The sequence below is a fragment of the Tateyamaria sp. genome, from assembly GCF_039940735.1.
Lineage (GTDB): Bacteria > Pseudomonadota > Alphaproteobacteria > Rhodobacterales > Rhodobacteraceae > Tateyamaria.
On the sequence record NZ_JBDVGB010000066.1, the window covers coordinates 14,672 to 30,124 of the forward strand.

At 53.6% G+C, this 15,453-nt stretch carries 16 protein-coding genes; 11 read left to right on the forward strand and 5 right to left on the reverse strand.

Features of this window, described 5'->3' with window-relative positions:
* Nucleotides 1-9: 9 nt before the first annotated feature.
* Both ABJF76_RS14450 and ABJF76_RS14455 read right to left on the reverse strand, forming a co-directional pair.
* On the reverse strand, nt 10-678 hold the full coding sequence (locus ABJF76_RS14450) for a cupin domain-containing protein (RefSeq protein WP_413820800.1): 669 nt from the start codon (nt 676-678) through the stop codon (nt 10-12).
* A gap of 94 nt (nt 679-772) precedes the next feature.
* Complete coding sequence (locus tag ABJF76_RS14455) at nt 773-1,708, reverse strand: pyridoxamine 5'-phosphate oxidase family protein (RefSeq protein WP_413820801.1); 936 nt, start codon at nt 1,706-1,708, stop codon at nt 773-775.
* Between the two features lie 301 nt (nt 1,709-2,009).
* On the opposite strand from ABJF76_RS14455, the gene ABJF76_RS14460 reads away from it, so the two are divergent.
* Complete coding sequence (locus ABJF76_RS14460; RefSeq protein WP_413820802.1) at nt 2,010-2,654, forward strand: MSMEG_1061 family FMN-dependent PPOX-type flavoprotein; 645 nt, start codon at nt 2,010-2,012, stop codon at nt 2,652-2,654.
* Between the two features lie 161 nt (nt 2,655-2,815).
* Here the strand turns inward: ABJF76_RS14460 and ABJF76_RS14465 are convergent, their stop codons facing one another.
* The 3 genes from ABJF76_RS14465 to ABJF76_RS14475 form a co-directional block, all read right to left on the reverse strand.
* Nucleotides 2,816-3,703: an NAD(P)H-hydrate epimerase gene (locus ABJF76_RS14465; protein WP_413820803.1), complete on the reverse strand. Its 888-nt coding sequence runs from the start codon at nt 3,701-3,703 to the stop codon at nt 2,816-2,818.
* A 133-nt stretch (nt 3,704-3,836) separates the two neighbouring features.
* Nucleotides 3,837-4,148 carry an anti-sigma factor family protein gene (locus tag ABJF76_RS14470; protein ID WP_413820804.1) on the reverse strand — a complete coding sequence of 104 codons (312 nt, stop codon included), beginning with the start codon at nt 4,146-4,148 and terminating at the stop codon, nt 3,837-3,839.
* The gene (locus tag ABJF76_RS14475; RefSeq protein ID WP_413820805.1) at nt 4,145-4,747 is read right to left on the reverse strand and encodes an RNA polymerase sigma factor; all 603 of its coding nucleotides are present in this window, start codon (nt 4,745-4,747) and stop codon (nt 4,145-4,147) included. Before ABJF76_RS14475 ends, ABJF76_RS14470 begins: the two co-directional genes overlap by 4 nt.
* Nucleotides 4,748-5,486: 739 nt before the next feature.
* Here ABJF76_RS14475 and ABJF76_RS14480 point away from each other — a divergent pair.
* From ABJF76_RS14480 to ABJF76_RS14525, 10 genes are read left to right on the forward strand one after another with little or no spacing between them, the layout of a single operon-like run.
* A complete protein-coding gene (locus tag ABJF76_RS14480) occupies nt 5,487-6,737 on the forward strand; it encodes a cation:proton antiporter (protein WP_413820806.1) in 1,251 nt (416 codons plus the stop codon).
* 29 nt (nt 6,738-6,766) lie between these two features.
* On the forward strand, nt 6,767-8,377 hold the full coding sequence (locus tag ABJF76_RS14485) for a glutamate synthase-related protein (RefSeq protein WP_413820807.1): 1,611 nt from the start codon (nt 6,767-6,769) through the stop codon (nt 8,375-8,377).
* The gene (locus tag ABJF76_RS14490) at nt 8,374-8,751 is read left to right on the forward strand and encodes a hypothetical protein (protein ID WP_413820808.1); all 378 of its coding nucleotides are present in this window, start codon (nt 8,374-8,376) and stop codon (nt 8,749-8,751) included. Before ABJF76_RS14485 ends, ABJF76_RS14490 begins: the two co-directional genes overlap by 4 nt.
* Complete coding sequence (locus tag ABJF76_RS14495) at nt 8,748-9,818, forward strand: Rieske 2Fe-2S domain-containing protein (RefSeq protein WP_413820809.1); 1,071 nt, start codon at nt 8,748-8,750, stop codon at nt 9,816-9,818. Before ABJF76_RS14490 ends, ABJF76_RS14495 begins: the two co-directional genes overlap by 4 nt.
* Nucleotides 9,815-10,576 carry a hypothetical protein gene (locus tag ABJF76_RS14500; protein WP_413820810.1) on the forward strand — a complete coding sequence of 254 codons (762 nt, stop codon included), beginning with the start codon at nt 9,815-9,817 and terminating at the stop codon, nt 10,574-10,576. Before ABJF76_RS14495 ends, ABJF76_RS14500 begins: the two co-directional genes overlap by 4 nt.
* Complete coding sequence (locus ABJF76_RS14505; protein WP_413820811.1) at nt 10,576-10,857, forward strand: hypothetical protein; 282 nt, start codon at nt 10,576-10,578, stop codon at nt 10,855-10,857. The genes ABJF76_RS14500 and ABJF76_RS14505 overlap by 1 nt, the downstream gene beginning before the upstream one ends.
* Nucleotides 10,850-12,829 carry a thiamine pyrophosphate-dependent enzyme gene (locus ABJF76_RS14510; protein ID WP_413820812.1) on the forward strand — a complete coding sequence of 660 codons (1,980 nt, stop codon included), beginning with the start codon at nt 10,850-10,852 and terminating at the stop codon, nt 12,827-12,829. Before ABJF76_RS14505 ends, ABJF76_RS14510 begins: the two co-directional genes overlap by 8 nt.
* Nucleotides 12,830-12,850: 21 nt before the next feature.
* Complete coding sequence (locus tag ABJF76_RS14515; protein ID WP_413820813.1) at nt 12,851-13,510, forward strand: hypothetical protein; 660 nt, start codon at nt 12,851-12,853, stop codon at nt 13,508-13,510.
* Nucleotides 13,507-14,760 (forward strand): alpha/beta hydrolase, encoded by a 1,254-nt coding sequence (locus tag ABJF76_RS14520; RefSeq protein WP_413820814.1) that lies wholly within the window; start codon nt 13,507-13,509, stop codon nt 14,758-14,760. The genes ABJF76_RS14515 and ABJF76_RS14520 overlap by 4 nt, the downstream gene beginning before the upstream one ends.
* Nucleotides 14,761-14,806: 46 nt before the next feature.
* The gene (locus tag ABJF76_RS14525; protein WP_413820815.1) at nt 14,807-15,451 is read left to right on the forward strand and encodes a DUF6796 family protein; all 645 of its coding nucleotides are present in this window, start codon (nt 14,807-14,809) and stop codon (nt 15,449-15,451) included.
* The last annotated feature ends 2 nt before the right edge of the window (nt 15,452-15,453 follow it).

Here is a 15,453-nt window from a genome sequence, read left to right on the forward strand (position 1 = left end):
TCACATTCATCATACAGCTGGTGGTTTCGCGTGGGCAAGGTGACCTGTCTTGATCCAGACCTTGGCGCCATCATCGCCAGCGATTGCATCCAACGCTTGGCCGTCAGGCAAGCGCAACCAAGCGCCTTTTGCAAGGGTATCGCCGCCTTCGGTCACGGAGCCGCTGATGACCAGCAATTCAATCCCGCCAGACTCTGCGTTATGCAGTGTCGCACCTGCGTCCAGATGGCTGTAGGTGACCGTTTCGAACGCATCGTTGTGCAAAAGTGCGGTTGCAACACCGTCAACAGGCGTTCCAAGTTCATCGGCCATGGTTTTGCGGAATTGCGTGCGGTCGTTCAGATCAAATTGCCAAAGCTTTACGAAGATCGTGCACCCGCCTTCGGACCCCGGTGTGTGTGCCGTGGTTGGTGGATTGCGCACATACGTGCCCGTCGGGAAGTCGCCGTGTTCGTCTTGAAATACGCCATCAAGAACGATGAATTCTTCGCCGCCAGAATGCGTGTGCGCCGAAAACTTGCTGTCAGGCACGTAACGTACAATAGAAGTGGCACGCGCCACTTCGCCGCCGATCCGATCCAGCATACGACGATCCACCCCCGGCATAGGAGAGGCGCGCCATTCGATGTCGTCCGAATGAACGAGGACACGGGCGGTAAAGTCAGTATTCAGTTCCATTTGAGTATCCTTTTCGTGCGACGAAGGGTGACGCTTCGGCGCAGTGTTGAGGTTTGCCTACCAATAGGTAGGCCGCGCAGTCAAGGCATTTCGTTTATGGGGCAATTTCGGGGTTTCGGTCCGAGAATGCGCCAAAAGAATACCGAATTGGCAAGGCGCCTTCGCTTCGGGTCGCTGTTTGCACGGTGATGCGCAGCCCGCGTCCCATCAGTGGCAATACGCCATCGTTTAGATCTTCGACCAACTCGGCGGTGCCTTTGATATTCAAAAGCGTCCCTGTTTCAAAATCAACTAACTGAAGGCCGACACGGTTGTCTGTCAGAATGTTGCCATAGGTGTTGTAGAAACTGTTTCCTTTGTAGTCTGGAAACTGGATCGTTTTATCGTCCAGAACCGTTACAAAGCCGGGCATGCCGCCGCGATGATTGATATCGACACCGTCGCGCGGGTCGTCCCCAAGATCAGCCGCGCGCGATGCAATCAACAGGGTGTCGGCCTGTGCAATCTGTTTTTGATCCGCCGCCGTGAGCGTCGCAGATGTGACAGGTGCCTGCGGGGTGGATGGCCCGTTCGGAGTTTTGTTTCGTATTTGAATGTACTTAGGGCAATTGCCATAGCTTTGATCAACACGGAACGACAGGGTCCCGTTTGTTGTTGCACTGATCGTCGTATTTAACCGGTTGCGGCGCTGGGTCTCGAATTCGATCCCTACGACGCTTGTTTTTGCACCAATCGCGAGATTCAGGTCTGCGGGTTCGCCGGACAATGGCTCGGATGAAATGGCTAGGGTCTTATTATCGGGTGACGCCATAAAACCGGGCGCGCCTGTCCGCGTGATGGCCCAGGGGTGGCCCTTTGAATCGACCGCGCCGATGTGCACAGTCTCGATCTGTGCAAAGAATTCACGGTGTTGATCCGGCATGTGATCACGCACCATACGCAGGCCCAGTTCGTGCTGGCGTTCCTCGATATCCAGTTTTTTGTGAAGACTACGTTCACCTTCGTGAAAAACGCTCACTGGGTCGCCCATAATGGAAGTCCTTTTCGGGATTTACAATCTAACAACCTTCTACTAGGTAGGTTGTGAGCGAATTGTCAATCAGAAGGTGGCTTGCTCGCGAATTCTTGAGCGCATCGGGCATCCTCGACGGCAAAGTCAAACAGTTGGGTAGGGCAGGCGGGGCGATGAAGGTTGCGGGCCCTTGGACTGCCATGCCCAAGCGGGGCTAGGGTAGGGATGGCAAAATTAAAAGTTCCCAAACAGGTGCAATTGCAGCATTCATTCACCACACGACACTACGGCTTGTGCCCGAGAAATTGAAAGGTCACCCATGACGGACGACAGCGCGATCCGCGAAGAGTATCTGATCAAGGACATTCCGGAATTCCGGGAACGCTACGGCGATACAACGGCTACGATCTATGATAAATCGGCCCCATTCCTAAGTGAGCCGATGCAAGATTTTGTGCGTCTATCGCCGTTTTGCGTGGTGTCGTCACAAGACAAAGAAGGGCATTCGGACATAACACCGCGCGGTGATCCGGCTGGCTTTGTCGAGATTGTCACTCCAAAACTTTTGTTGATCCCTGATCGGCCAGGCAACCAGCGCTTTGACACGTTCCGCAATATTCTTCAGCATCCGCCGGTGTCGGTGCTGTTCATGATACCGGGTGTGTTTGATACTTTGCGGGTGAACGGCAAAGGCCTTGCGACCCGCGATCCAGAGCTGCTGGAACGTTGTGCAATTAACGGTCGTGTGCCCCCTGTTGGGTTGCTCATTCAAATCGAAGAAGCCTATGGGCATTGTTCCAAGGCGATCCGCCGTTCTGGCCTTTGGGCACCAGAGACGCAGATCGACCGCAAGATCGCACCAAGCCTGAAAGACCTGATGTCTGCACACATAAACTATGGTCAAGACGTGCTGGATGACATGGAAGGTCGCATTGAACGCGATATCAAGAAAAACATGTACTAGAGCGAAGTGCAAAAAGCCTGCAATGTCTCTTGTTGCCTAACCCGTTGAAATTAATTATTTTTGGCAGGGTTAGGTGACGTGGTTTATTACATTTCTGCTTTGAGTGGACCAAACTGGGCTGATCCAACTTTTACCAAAGAGCGCGTGGTTCAAAAACCAGGTTAAAGACGTACGATGTCGCTGTTTTTGAACACAAACCCGATGTCGAGGCTTGGGGTCAGGCTGTGGTACAGTTCGGGTGGGACGCTGATGTCAGCGCAATATAGCGACCCGATATGCTGTGCGTTGCCTTCGCTTTGCATCCCCAATTTCGGTAATGCAATGGTTAGCGTCGCTGTGGCTTGAATTGCTGGTTCTGCAATCGTGCCAGTGTGCGCGTCGTATCCTGACGGCACGTCTAAAGCCAAAGTGGGGGCGGGATTTTCGTTGGCCCACGCGATCAACGTGGCGGCTTGCCCTCTGGGCGCACCTGTAAGGCTGTAACCAATCAGCCCATCAAGAATGACGTCAACGGGTACGTCGATTTCTTCGATGGTCATTTCGACCACGTTTTCGAGGCGAAGCAGGATGTCCAATTGCGCCTTTGGGACATCCGCCATTTTGTCACGGCCTTGGGCTGTAATCACGCAGATTTTTGCGCCCCACGTGGCCAACCGTCGCGCAGCGGTCAAGGCCCCACCACCATTGCCACCAGCGCCGGCAAGAACAACTACGCGTTTGTTTTCAGGCGCATCCCCCAGTACGATGTCGCGCGCCAGAATAGCCAAACAACGCCCCGCATTTTCCATCATTTGAAACAGGCTGATCTGATAGTCTTCCATCATCAAACGGTCTACTTCGATCATAGCTTTGGTATCGATCTCTGGCAGAGGGCCGACGTTTGGAAAGCACTGGTTCATTTGATAATCCTTGATCTCGTGATCACTGCTGATTTTGTTGCGCGCCGTTTCGTGTTCCGTCAGGTGGACCATTGAATAGGGATGTGCCCGGGGCCAGTTTTTGTTTTGTCCTTTGACGCCAATGGGCAAATGGGACGAAGGCTCAGACATTTGATCATGTTTACCTTCGATGGCATTGCGCAAACCCATTTTCAAACACGCCCGACGTACTGGTGCTCAGTCCTTTTTCTTAGATGCTTGATGGCTCATAAAAGTTACAAAAAAAACGTCGATAACCTTCGTTTTAATCGTTGTCAGGCGGGTGCGCTGCGATGATCGCGGCGATTAAATCTTCTGGGACGTTCTCAAGGTTGGCTTTGTTGTCTGCGGCCAACGCATTTGTTGCGGCCAAAGTCTTTTGATAGTCGGACAGATATCGACGACACGACCTGCACACTTTCAGGTGAATTTCAAAAAGCCGCCGTTGGGGCGCTGGCAAGGTGCCCTCTAGATAGGCATAGATGAAACCTTCAAAAACTTCGCAGGTGATCATCCCAGGAAGTTTGAATATCACACCTTGAATGCGCCGCCTGCGGCGTTCCGTTATCAAGTTCATATCGCACCCCGCAAAATTAACGGTTCAAGTCGTTTTTTCAAAGCAGCCCGCGCACGGTGCAACCGAACGCGAGCATTATTTATGCTTAAATCCAACATTTTAGCCACTTCAGCCGTTGGTATCCCCTCAATGTCACGGAGGAGTAAAATAAGTCCGTAAGCCTCGGGTAAGGCCTGAATTTCGTTTCGGACGATGGTCAAGGTTTGTTGCGTCGCAAGTTCTGTTTCGGGCGTATCTACTGTGACGGCATCCGCCAAAATCCGGCAGCCGTTTGTGTCAAATTCTGGCGATAACGGGTCAAGAGTTTGCTCTTTTAAACGATTGCTTTTACGCAAAACCATCAAGGCTTCGTTCGCAACAATCCGGTGCATCCATGTTTTCACAGAGGCGCGGCGTTCAAATTTTACAAGGCCACTGTGGATTTTTGCAAAAGCACTTTGGACAGCGTCTTCGGCCTGCGCCGCGTCTCTCAGAATTCCGTTGGCAAGCGACAACATCCAGTTGATGTTCTCTCGAACCAGCGTTTCGAAAGCTGTTTGCGTGTCAAACTCATGAGTCCCGTCTGAGCCCGCACCATCTTTTTCGTGATCTTCTTCCAAGGAAACCTTCTTCTTGCAGCTTGCAAGATCTTTGGACGTCAAGGAAAGCGTCGTCCAAGACCTATGGTTTTTTTGCGAAAGCGTTGCCCATTAGTCAAGTTGGCTGACGACTTATTCTTCTGAGCAAGGGGGAATGACAAGGGGTTTTGACGGCAGAATGAGTAGCGCGAGATCACCTCGTTGTTACGTAATCCAAGTGCGTCGCACCCCCAATTTTACAAGCAGCAACCAGTGGTTGGCTGCTTTGAACGGGGCGCCGTGTGGCTTAAAACACCGGCATCATCGCTTTTGTCATGCGTTGTGATGGCAGCACGTTTTGAATAAATGACGGAGCCAGTGTAACGTTTGACGCGCCACTGCATCTAAAGATCAGAGCCTCAAAGAAAAAAGCCGAAAAATACAGGGAAGATAATCAATGTCAGATGCTTCGAACCGGGGCGCTAGGCGATCGGTTGCGTCCAAAGAGATGAGCAAAACGCATCTTGATTTGGCAAAAAACACATTCTCTCGTCATATAGAACCGGCACCGTTAAGATGCGCATGATACGCATTTTGATCTGATGATCGGCTTGAGCTCATCTGTGCGGATCGACTCTGTCACTATTGTGCCTACGCAAAGGATGTCGGCATTTGGGCACCAGTCCGGACGATCACCAGCCTAACTGCCTTGACCGACGCGCCAGAGCTTGGTCATTTCCACATTGAAAACACGCCGCATGGGCCAAAGGGACCTAGAACTATGATGGGATTTTTGATCGTTTGTATGGTCACTGTCGCGTATGCGATGATCGCACAGCGCCTCACGACTTCGGTTTTGACCGCACCTATGGTCTTTATTTTCGTCGGCGTGGTTTTGTCGATGACGGGCCTTTTGTCCGAGCACGATATGGAGGTGTTGCTGCATCCCGTTGCGGAAATCGCTTTGGTAATTTTGCTGTTTCTTGATGCAGCTCAAACTGATCTGGCGGCTTTGCGCAAACGCCATGTCTGGCCGGTGCGGATGTTGTTGATCGGTTTGCCTGCCTCAATCGCAATCGGATCGTTGGTCGGTGCTGTTCTTTTGCCGGCATGGCCGTTTGCTGCGATTGCCCTAATTTCTGCGATTCTGGCACCTACCGATGCTGCCCTTGGTCAAGCGGTGGTGACCAATCCCAATGTTCCCATGCGTCCTCGTCGTGCATTGACTGTCGAAAGTGGGTTGAACGATGGGCTGGCGCTGCCGTTAATCTTGTTTTTCGCCAGCCTCACGGCGGCAGAAAGCACGGCGGATGGCGGTGAGTGGTTGGTTTTCGGGGCCAAACAAATCTTGCTTGGGCCTTTGGTTGGCGCTTTGCTTGGCGGGGTTGGCGGGTGGATATTGCTACGTGCAAAGGCGCATGGCACGACCTCGGAAATCTACGAAGGCGTCGGCGCACTTGCCTTGGCGGGGGCCGCTTATCTTGCGGCCGTACAAGTCGGAGGCAATGGATTTATCTCGGCCTTCGTGGCCGGTCTTGCCTTTGGCAGTGTGGTCAAAGGCGCGTGTAAGTTCGTATTTGAGTTCACCGAAAGCGAAGGTCAGCTGCTGACGTGGGCGGCGTTCTTGCTGCTTGGTGCTGCTTTGGTGCCTGAAGCCATCGCACATCTGACGTGGCAAATGCTTGCCTTGATACTGCTCAGCTTGTTTGTGGTGCGCCCGCTTGCGATTTGGCTTTCGTTGCTTGGAACTGATGCCGCCCCGATAACGCGATTGTTTTTTGGCTGGTTTGGGCCAAGAGGATTGGCGACAGCGCTTTTTGCCCTATTGGTCGTCGAACAAATATCACATGAATTCGGGGCGCAGATGTTACACATAGCCGTGAACGCAGTCTGGATCAGTGCGTTGCTGCATGGCATTAGTGCTGCACCTGCTGCAAAATGGTATGGCTCGAAGACAGCAGACATGGGCGATTGTGCCGAGACGCAAAAGGTCGACGTTACGGCAAAGCCCGTTATAACACGACACGACTGACAGAAAATAAAGACATGACAGGGACAGCTATGAACAAGACAGCCATCTACAAGTTAAGCGCACTGGCAGACAGAAAACCCGAATACGCGCTTGTGGGCGAGGTGGATCTTGTTGTGGTGCGTTTCGACGACGAGATTTCAGTATTTTACGGGCGCTGCTTGCACCGCGGTGCATTGATGGCGGATGGCCATGTGCGCGGCAAAGATCTGATTTGCGGCGTGCACGATTGGGATTACCGTTTGGACACGGGCGTATCTTCCTATGCCAACGAAGAAAAGTTGCCCAAGTTCACATCATGGGTTGATGGCGATGACATCTGTGTCGACGCGGATGAGATCAACGCTTGGGGTAAGGACAACCCGCAGCCCTTTAACCGCGATGCCTATCTGGGGCTTTATGCCGATACCAGCCATGGCACCGAAGAAGAGCCCTATACCGGTCTGATCCAGCAATATGCGCGCGACGGGTTGACCAAAACGGGCCACCACGGCGCGATGGCCTCTATGGGTGTGCCGCGCAATGAATTGCCTGATTGGGACGATATTCAAATCCTGACAGCGCAATTGGCGAAACCGCCTTTGTTGGACGATGACGCTGTTGGCACGGACGTGGTGATTGGGCCAAAAGCTAAGAAACCGCTGCGCCTCGACATCCCGATGTTTGTTTCTGACATGTCGTTCGGGGCCTTGTCGGAAACTGCCAAAGTCGCTTTGGCTGTGGGGGCCGAAATGGCGGGCACGGGCATTTGTTCTGGCGAAGGCGGCATGCTGCCCGAAGAACAAGCCGCCAACAGCCGCTATTTCTACGAGCTTGCCTCGGCGCGGTTCGGGTTCAGCTGGGACAAGCTGGACAGCGTGCAAGCGTTCCACTTCAAAGGCGGGCAGGGGGCCAAGACCGGCACGGGCGGGCACCTGCCGGGCAACAAAGTACAAGGCAAGATTGCCGATGTTCGCGGGCTTGAGCCGGGCACGGCTGCTGTGTCGCCACCACGGTTCCCCGAATGGACGGACGCAAGCCAGATCAAGGAATTCGCTGACGAGGTGCGAATGCGCACAGGCGGTATTCCCATCGGATATAAATTGAGCGCGCAGCACATTGAAAACGACATTGATGCGGCACTTGCAGTGGGTGTGGACTACATCATCCTTGACGGGCGTGGTGGCGGCACCGGCGCGGCCCCGATCATTTTCCGCGACAACATTTCTGTGCCAACCATCCCTGCGTTGGCACGTGCGCGGGCGCATCTGGACAAGCTGGGGCGCGATGATGTGTCCTTGGTGATCACGGGCGGGCTGCGCAAACCGGCAGACTTTATCAAAGCGATGGCGATGGGCGCCGACGCGATTGCAGTGTCAAATTCGGCCATGCAGGCGATTGGTTGTTTGGCGATGCGGGCCTGTCACACCAACAACTGCCCCGTCGGTATCGCGACCCAAAAGCCGCATCTGGTCAGCCGACTGCTGGTGGATCGATCCGCACAACAGCTTGCCAACTTCTTTAGCGCCTCAACAGAATTGATGCAGGTGATGGCGCGGGCTTGCGGCCATGACCACGTGTCAAAATTCAACTCGGCTGACTTGACCACATGGAAACGCGACATGGCGGATCTGTCTGGTGTGGCGTTCGGTGGCCTGTCATGAACCAAGCCGAAGCAATCCTGTTGGGGCTGCGCATTTGGGCCAGCATCGGTGCCATTATAGCAGCGATATTCCTGACCATCGGTGTGGACCGGATCGACGAAGATGCCAAAGGGGCGTATATTTTCCGTGTTCTTTTGATCCCCGGTGTGGTGGTGATCTGGCCGCTGGTTTTGTGGCGCTGGTACGTCTACGAAACAAACGCCGAAGTTCTGGAGCGCCGATATGCGCCGCCTCGCAAAGCACATTTTGCAGTTGGTATGATCCTGCCCATCGGCATCGCGCTGATTATCCTGACAGGATTAAACATCCGTCAAACATGGCCCGCAGACATTGAACCTGTCCGCCTTGCCGCGCCTTCGGAGGTGACCCAATGAGCGTCAAATATATTCCGGTTCAATGGAACAACAACAAGTGGATCTATGACGCCGTCATGCTGCTGGGCGTTGCGATATTTTTGTATATCTTCCTGAATGCATCGCCTGACATTCTGGACCACGAACGCCCAATCAATCCGCAGGTTCACAATGCACGCGCCTTTGGGGCCTGTGCCTTTGTGATGTTGACGGTGATTTTGTGCATCGGCCCACTTGCGCGGCTGGATAAGCGGTTCTTGCCGCTTTTATACAATCGCCGTCATTTTGGCGTTATGACGACCTTTGTGGGGATCACCCATGCGTCTTATATCGTTGATTGGTATTTCGCGTTCTCAAGTTCGGACAAATACGAGGCTTTGCTGTTTTCCAACACAAGCTATGGTCAATTGTCCGGCTTCCCCTTTGAGGTGTTTGGCATTTTCGCGCTGAGCATTTTGGTCATTCTTGCTGCTACCAGCCATGATTTCTGGATGAAATTCCTGACTGCGCCTGTGTGGAAACGCATCCACTACCTGATTTATCCGGCCTATCTGTCGGTCGTGGCGCATGTCAGTTTGGGCATCTTGCAGGACCAACAGGCACACGCATTCACGGTTATCTTTATTGTGGGTGCTGCGGCAGTTGGCATCCTGCACCTGTTGGCGGCTCTGTACGAACGCCGCCAAGATAAGGCGATCGCAGCGCAGCCCGCTGATTGGATCGAAGTCTGCGATGTCAGCGAAATGTCAGAAGGGTTTGCCAAGATCAAGCTGTTGCCAGATGGCAAACGGGTCGCCGTATTCTTGATGGAAGGGCAACTTAGTGCCATTTCAAACGCTTGCGCACACCAAAACGGTCCTTTAGGCGAAGGCCGCGTTCTGGATTGTTTTGTGACCTGCCCATGGCACGGCTTTCAATACAACGTACGCAACGGTCAATCCCCGGCACCTTTCACCGAAAAAGTCCCGACGTATAATCTGCGTCTGATGGGAACGTCGGTGCAGGTGGATCCGAACGCTAATCCACCCGGAACGCCGGTTGACCCAGTGCCTTCACCGCTTCATCCGCAGACGGAGACAACGACATGAGTGACGAAAACAAACCTTTCTTTGTTGGTTATCTGCAGGCCCCCGGCGCGTTGCGGCGGTTTTTATTGGCCACGTGTTTCTTGTTCATGGCTGCATTTGCGGCACTTGGCCTGACGCTTGGTGTGGCGCAAGACGATCCCGGTCCGGGCGCGTTCCGGTTCGATTACGGGCGCCAAACCGTCACCGGAGTGATTGAACTGACGCCCTATCCTTTGGTGCGTGTCACCGAAGGCAATGACCGGATCAAAAAGGGCACGACGCTGATGCTGTCGGGTTCGGGCAAAAGCAGTGTTGATGCACGCGCCATCCCGCTTGATGGCAAACTGGCCAAAGTGTCTGGCGTTGTCTTGGAACGTGGCGATTTGAACATGTTGCAATTGCGCGGTGGCAAGAACGGGATTTCGGGCGTCGAAGGTGATGCACCGGAACAAGAAAAAGAACCTTTGGGCCGTTGGAAGCTTGCGGGTGAAATTTGTGATGGCAAATGCCTTGCGGGTGCGATGCGTCCGGGGCGTGGACTTGCGCACAAAGCTTGCGCGAACCTGTGCCTGATTGGCGGGGTGCCACCGGTCTTTGTATCGTCCCAAGCGGTTGATGGGTCGGAATTCCTGTTGATCACCGGGCCTGATGGCGTGGCGTTGCCGGTATCGGCCTATGATAATGTTGGTCAGTTCATCTCTTTGGAAGGGGATGTTGAACGCCGGGGCGACCTTTTGGTGTTTAGCATGGACCCCGACACATTGGAGGTTCTGGAATAATGCGCCGCATTATCACGATGGTAATTGCCGCCTTTCTTGCTGCGGTCATGTTCTATTTGTCGCGCTTTTGGTTTTTGTCACTTTGGCCGCGATCTGGCCTGTTTGGCATAGAAGAATTGCGCCCCCAAGGCGGGCTGCTGGCACGCTGGTTGCGCGGCACGGAAGCGGCCCAGTTTGAACTGATCATCTGGGCAATAGGATGCTTTCTTGTGCTGACCTTTGCCCAATCAATCTATGACCGCCTGACGGCACATAAAGATGCAGGAGATACCGATGACTGAAGAGAACCTCGACTGGATCAGCGTTGGCCATATCGACGATTTGCCCGAAGGCCGCGTCAAAACTGTGACCGCGCGTACGACCTCAATCTGCCTTGTTCACTTTGACGGCCAATGGGCTGCGATGAACAACCATTGCCCGCACCAGCGCGGGCCGCTGGGCGAAGGATCGATTGAAAAAGGCGTGGATGACAAATGTTGGATCCGCTGCCCTTGGCACGGCTGGGACTTTGATCCGCTGACAGGCAAGCCTCCGGGTGGGCACGAAGACAGCGGTCAAGACACCTATCCCGTCGACATCCGCGACGGCGAGATTTTCGTCGGAATTGAAGCAGAACCACCTCACGAACGCACCGTTACGGATGTGATGGTCGACACGCTGGCCAATTGGGGCGTGCAATCGGTATTTGGCATGGTTGGTCACTCTAACCTTGGTCTGTCCGATGCGATCCGTCTTGCTGTTGTTGATGGCAAAATGTCTTACTTCGGCATCCGCCACGAAGGGGCTGCAGCATTTGCGGCCTCTGCCTATGGCAAGCTGACGGGCACGCCGGCGGCTTGTCTGACGATTGCTGGGCCGGGTGCGACCAATCTTTTGACGGGTCTGTGGGATGCCAAAGTAGACCGTGCGCCCGTGCTGGCGCTGACAGGTCAGGTGCAAACCCAAGTGATGGGTCCGGGCGCGTTTCAGGACATTGATCTGCGGTCGGCATTTTCTGCTGTAACCGCATTTTCGCAGCCGGTTTTGGGCAGTTCAAACCATGCTGAACTGGCCTCTTTGGCGTGTAAAACAGCCATCGTTGAACAGAATGTATCGCATCTGATCTTCCCTGACGACGTTCAAACGAACCTGTCAGATCAAACGCCGGGCGCACCCGAAGGGCGCGTCACGCACGCACCTGTCTTGCCTGCACCTAGTGAAATCAACAAAGCGATTGCATTGATCAAAGGGGCCAAACGCCCAATGATCGTTGTGGGCCATGGCGCCTATTCGCACCGCGATGATGTCATTGCGCTGGCCGAAAGCCTTGGTGCGCCGGTGTTGACCACCTTCAAAGCCAAAGGGCTTGTGCCGGATAGCCATCCCAATGCGGGCGGTGTTTTAGGGCGCTCGGGCACACCAATTGCCAGTTGGTTCATGAACGAAGCCGATTTGATCATCGCGCTTGGTACCAGCTTTTCAAATCACACTGGCATCGAAGCCAGCAAGCCGATCATTCAGGTCGACCATGAGCGTATGCAATTGGGCAAATTCCACCCTGTTGAGTTGCCCATTTGGGGCGATGTTGGCGCTTTCTGTGACGCGCTGCGCGGATCGGATTGCACAAACCCTGCTGCCGACAAACAAATTCCTGAATTGGCAGAGCGGTGGGACATCTGGCGGCGTGAGAAACAGACGCGCTTGCAGGAAAATCTGGGCAAAGGCATCCACTCCTTTGCTATCTTTGAGGTACTTGGCCGTTTGGTGCCTGACAACACGATCTTTGCGGTTGATGTGGGCAACAACACCTATTCCTTTGGCCGTTACCTTGAAACCAAGGGCAGCCAGCGGGTTCTGATGTCGGGCTACCTTGGGTCAATCGGGTTTGGATTGCCTGCGGCGATGGGCGCATGGGCTGCGACCCAAGACAAGGCCGACCTGAAGGGCTGCAAGGTTGTGTCGATTTCGGGCGATGGTGGTTTTGGCCAATATCCGATGGAATTCACGACCGCCGTTAAATACGGAATGGATATCACCCATATCCTCTTGCACAACGGCGAGCTTGGCAAAATCTCGAAGGAACAGAAATCCGGCGAATGGCCCGTTTGGGAAACCGACTTGCAGAACCCCGGCTTTGCGGCATTTGCGCGGCTTTGTGGTGGTCACGGCACCAAGGTGACGGATGCGGCTGACATCGAGGCCGCGATTAAGGAAGCGCTGGATCACAAAGGGCCTGCGCTGGTGGAGATTATGACCGATGCCGATTTGGTCTGATTGTTCTAAAAAGGCAGGCGCATGACCGGTGCGCTTGCCCTTTTGTTTTTGTTTACAGTGACACTGGCCATCGTGCGGGTGGCGGGTGTTGCTTTGCGGCTGACCGGTTTGCCGCAACCTGTCGCACGATTTCAGGCGATTTCTGCGTTAACGGGTACAGGTTTCACCACTTCCGAAGCCGAAGGCACCATGCACCATCCGGTCCGACGGCGCATTCTGACAGTGTTGATGTTTACTGGTCACCTTGGGCTGGTTTCGCTGACGTCGACCGTGATTTTGACGATGGCATCAACAGACGGCAGTGGTGGTGCGTTTACGCAAATCCTTTTCATGCTGGGGGCGGTTTTTGTGATCTGCGCCTTGGCAACAAGCAAGGTTTTGGATCAGGCCATGTGCGATTGGGTTGGGCGATTGTTGACCCGCTTGGGTTGGATTACGTCGCTTCCTTTCGAAATCTTGTATGAAAACCCTGATGGATACCAGCTTGGCGAACATGTCGTTGGATCGCAGGTTCAAATTGATGGTGATGCGCAGTTGGTGTCGCTCAACGGTGTTCCATTGGCCTCAGCCGGGTCGGCGTTGCTGTCGGCCGGAGACCGTGTTGTGATTTATGCCAAACAATCCGAACAACTTGCTTGGGCATCGGGAAAATTCGACGGCGATCAAGGAAATGCAGAATGAACCGACTTCAACGTTTCTTCCTTCTTGTCGCTTTGCTTGGGCTTGCGGCCTGTAGTCCTGCGCGTGTTTTAGCGCCGACGCCGAATATCTTTGCCAACGACGGCTATCCGCTGAGCGAAATCCCTGCTGTGTACCAAACGGCACAGCCCAAAATTTTCTACATTACGGACCGAGGCAAAACGAACGAAGACGGTTTTCTATCTTACGGGTCTGAACGGTCCAGCTCGATGGCATTTGGTGCCTCTACCGTAGCCTTTGGCGAAGATCAGAATTGGCAGTCGCTTGGCACAGCTAGCGGCATGCTTGATCGATCTGAAAAGATAAAATTAAACCTTGTCAAAAACGAAGAAATCCTAAGGTTCGATAAAACTCCAACGCCGTTCAAAATTGTGAATGGCAAGCCCGTCCTGGTTCCGGAAGCGGTTAAATCCTACAACCGCAAACGCGCGGAGTTTCAAGGGCAGGTCCGCGAACAAATGCGGCTGTCAGGTAAGAACGAAGTTGTTGTTTTTGTTCCGGGTTTCAACAATTCCTTCGAAGATGGGCTCTATGCTTTGGCGGATATCTGGCACTTTTCCGGCCGCCATGGAGTGCCAATTCTGTATTCGTGGCCGGCTGGGGCGGGCGGGCTTTTTGGATACTTAAGGGACAGAGAATCCGGTGAATTTACCGTCTTTCACCTCAAAGAATTTTTGTCGCAATTGTCGCAAATCCCCGAACTGCGTAAAATCCACATCGTGGCCCACAGCCGGGGTACGGACGTCACGACCACGGCATTACGCGAAATGATCATTGCTGAACGCAGCCAAGGTAAAAACCCGAATGAAGTCCTAAAGATTGCCAACCTGATCTTGGCAGCCCCTGATCTTGATTTCTCGATTGTGCGCCAGCGTCTGATTGCCGAAGGGTTTGGCGCATCGATTGGCAAGATCACAGTCTACATCAACCGAGGCGACAGCGCTTTGGGAGTATCGCAACGTTTGGCGACCGGACGGCGCTTGGGCACTTTGACGGCAGACCGTCTGAAACCCGCAGAAAAAGAAATTTTTTCTGAGGTGAAGACCGTTAGTTTTGTCAATGTTGAAGGGGTAAAGGGCCTGACGGGGCATTCTTATTACCGTACCAATCGAAATGCGTTGTCTGACATCGCCACGATAATCCGGGAAAACGCGCCGCCTGGATCACCATCACGACCACTGGTTCGTGTTGAAGGGAATTTCTGGAATATGCCCCAGGAATACCCTTTCTGACCGCTCACATTCTGTGGGCCTCAATCTAAATACAATGGAAAAATCGATGACAGACAAACGTCTTATCCTGATCACAGGACAAATTGGGCTATTGGCAGCCATTCTGGTGGGGATTGGGGAGTTCTTGCTGCATTATGACAGCTTGGCCCGTTACACGGACACTTTTGCCTTCTTCGAAGGGGTCACTCGCGAACGTGCTACTGTTGGGCATTTCTTTGGCGTACTTGGCGCGCCTCTTTATGTTGTTGGGGCCTATCATATCTATCTGATGCTGCGCCCGGCGCATGAAACTGCGGCACGGATTGGCGGGCTTGTTATGGCCTACGGTTGTATCGTTGGGGCCGTTTGGATTGGGTCACGTGCAACGGCGGTTGAACTGGTTGCGGCGGGCAGTGTCGAAGACCAATTGGCGCTTTATGAATTGCGCTATGAAAGCCTGTTACAGATTGTGCGCGGCGCTGTACTGATCTTGTCGGGGATCTTTATCTGGCTTTGCCTTACGGGGCGGTCGCTTTATCCGCGCAAGATGGCCGTTCTGAACCCTATCTTCCTGATCATCGTCTCTTTTGTCATCTTTTTCACCGTTCCGGCGGTGGGCAAATACGTGATGCCGATTGCTTTGAATGTGGCGTACTTTGTCATGTTCTCTGTTTCGCTTGTTGTCGCTTCCAAATTGAAAAATGAGGGCTGAAA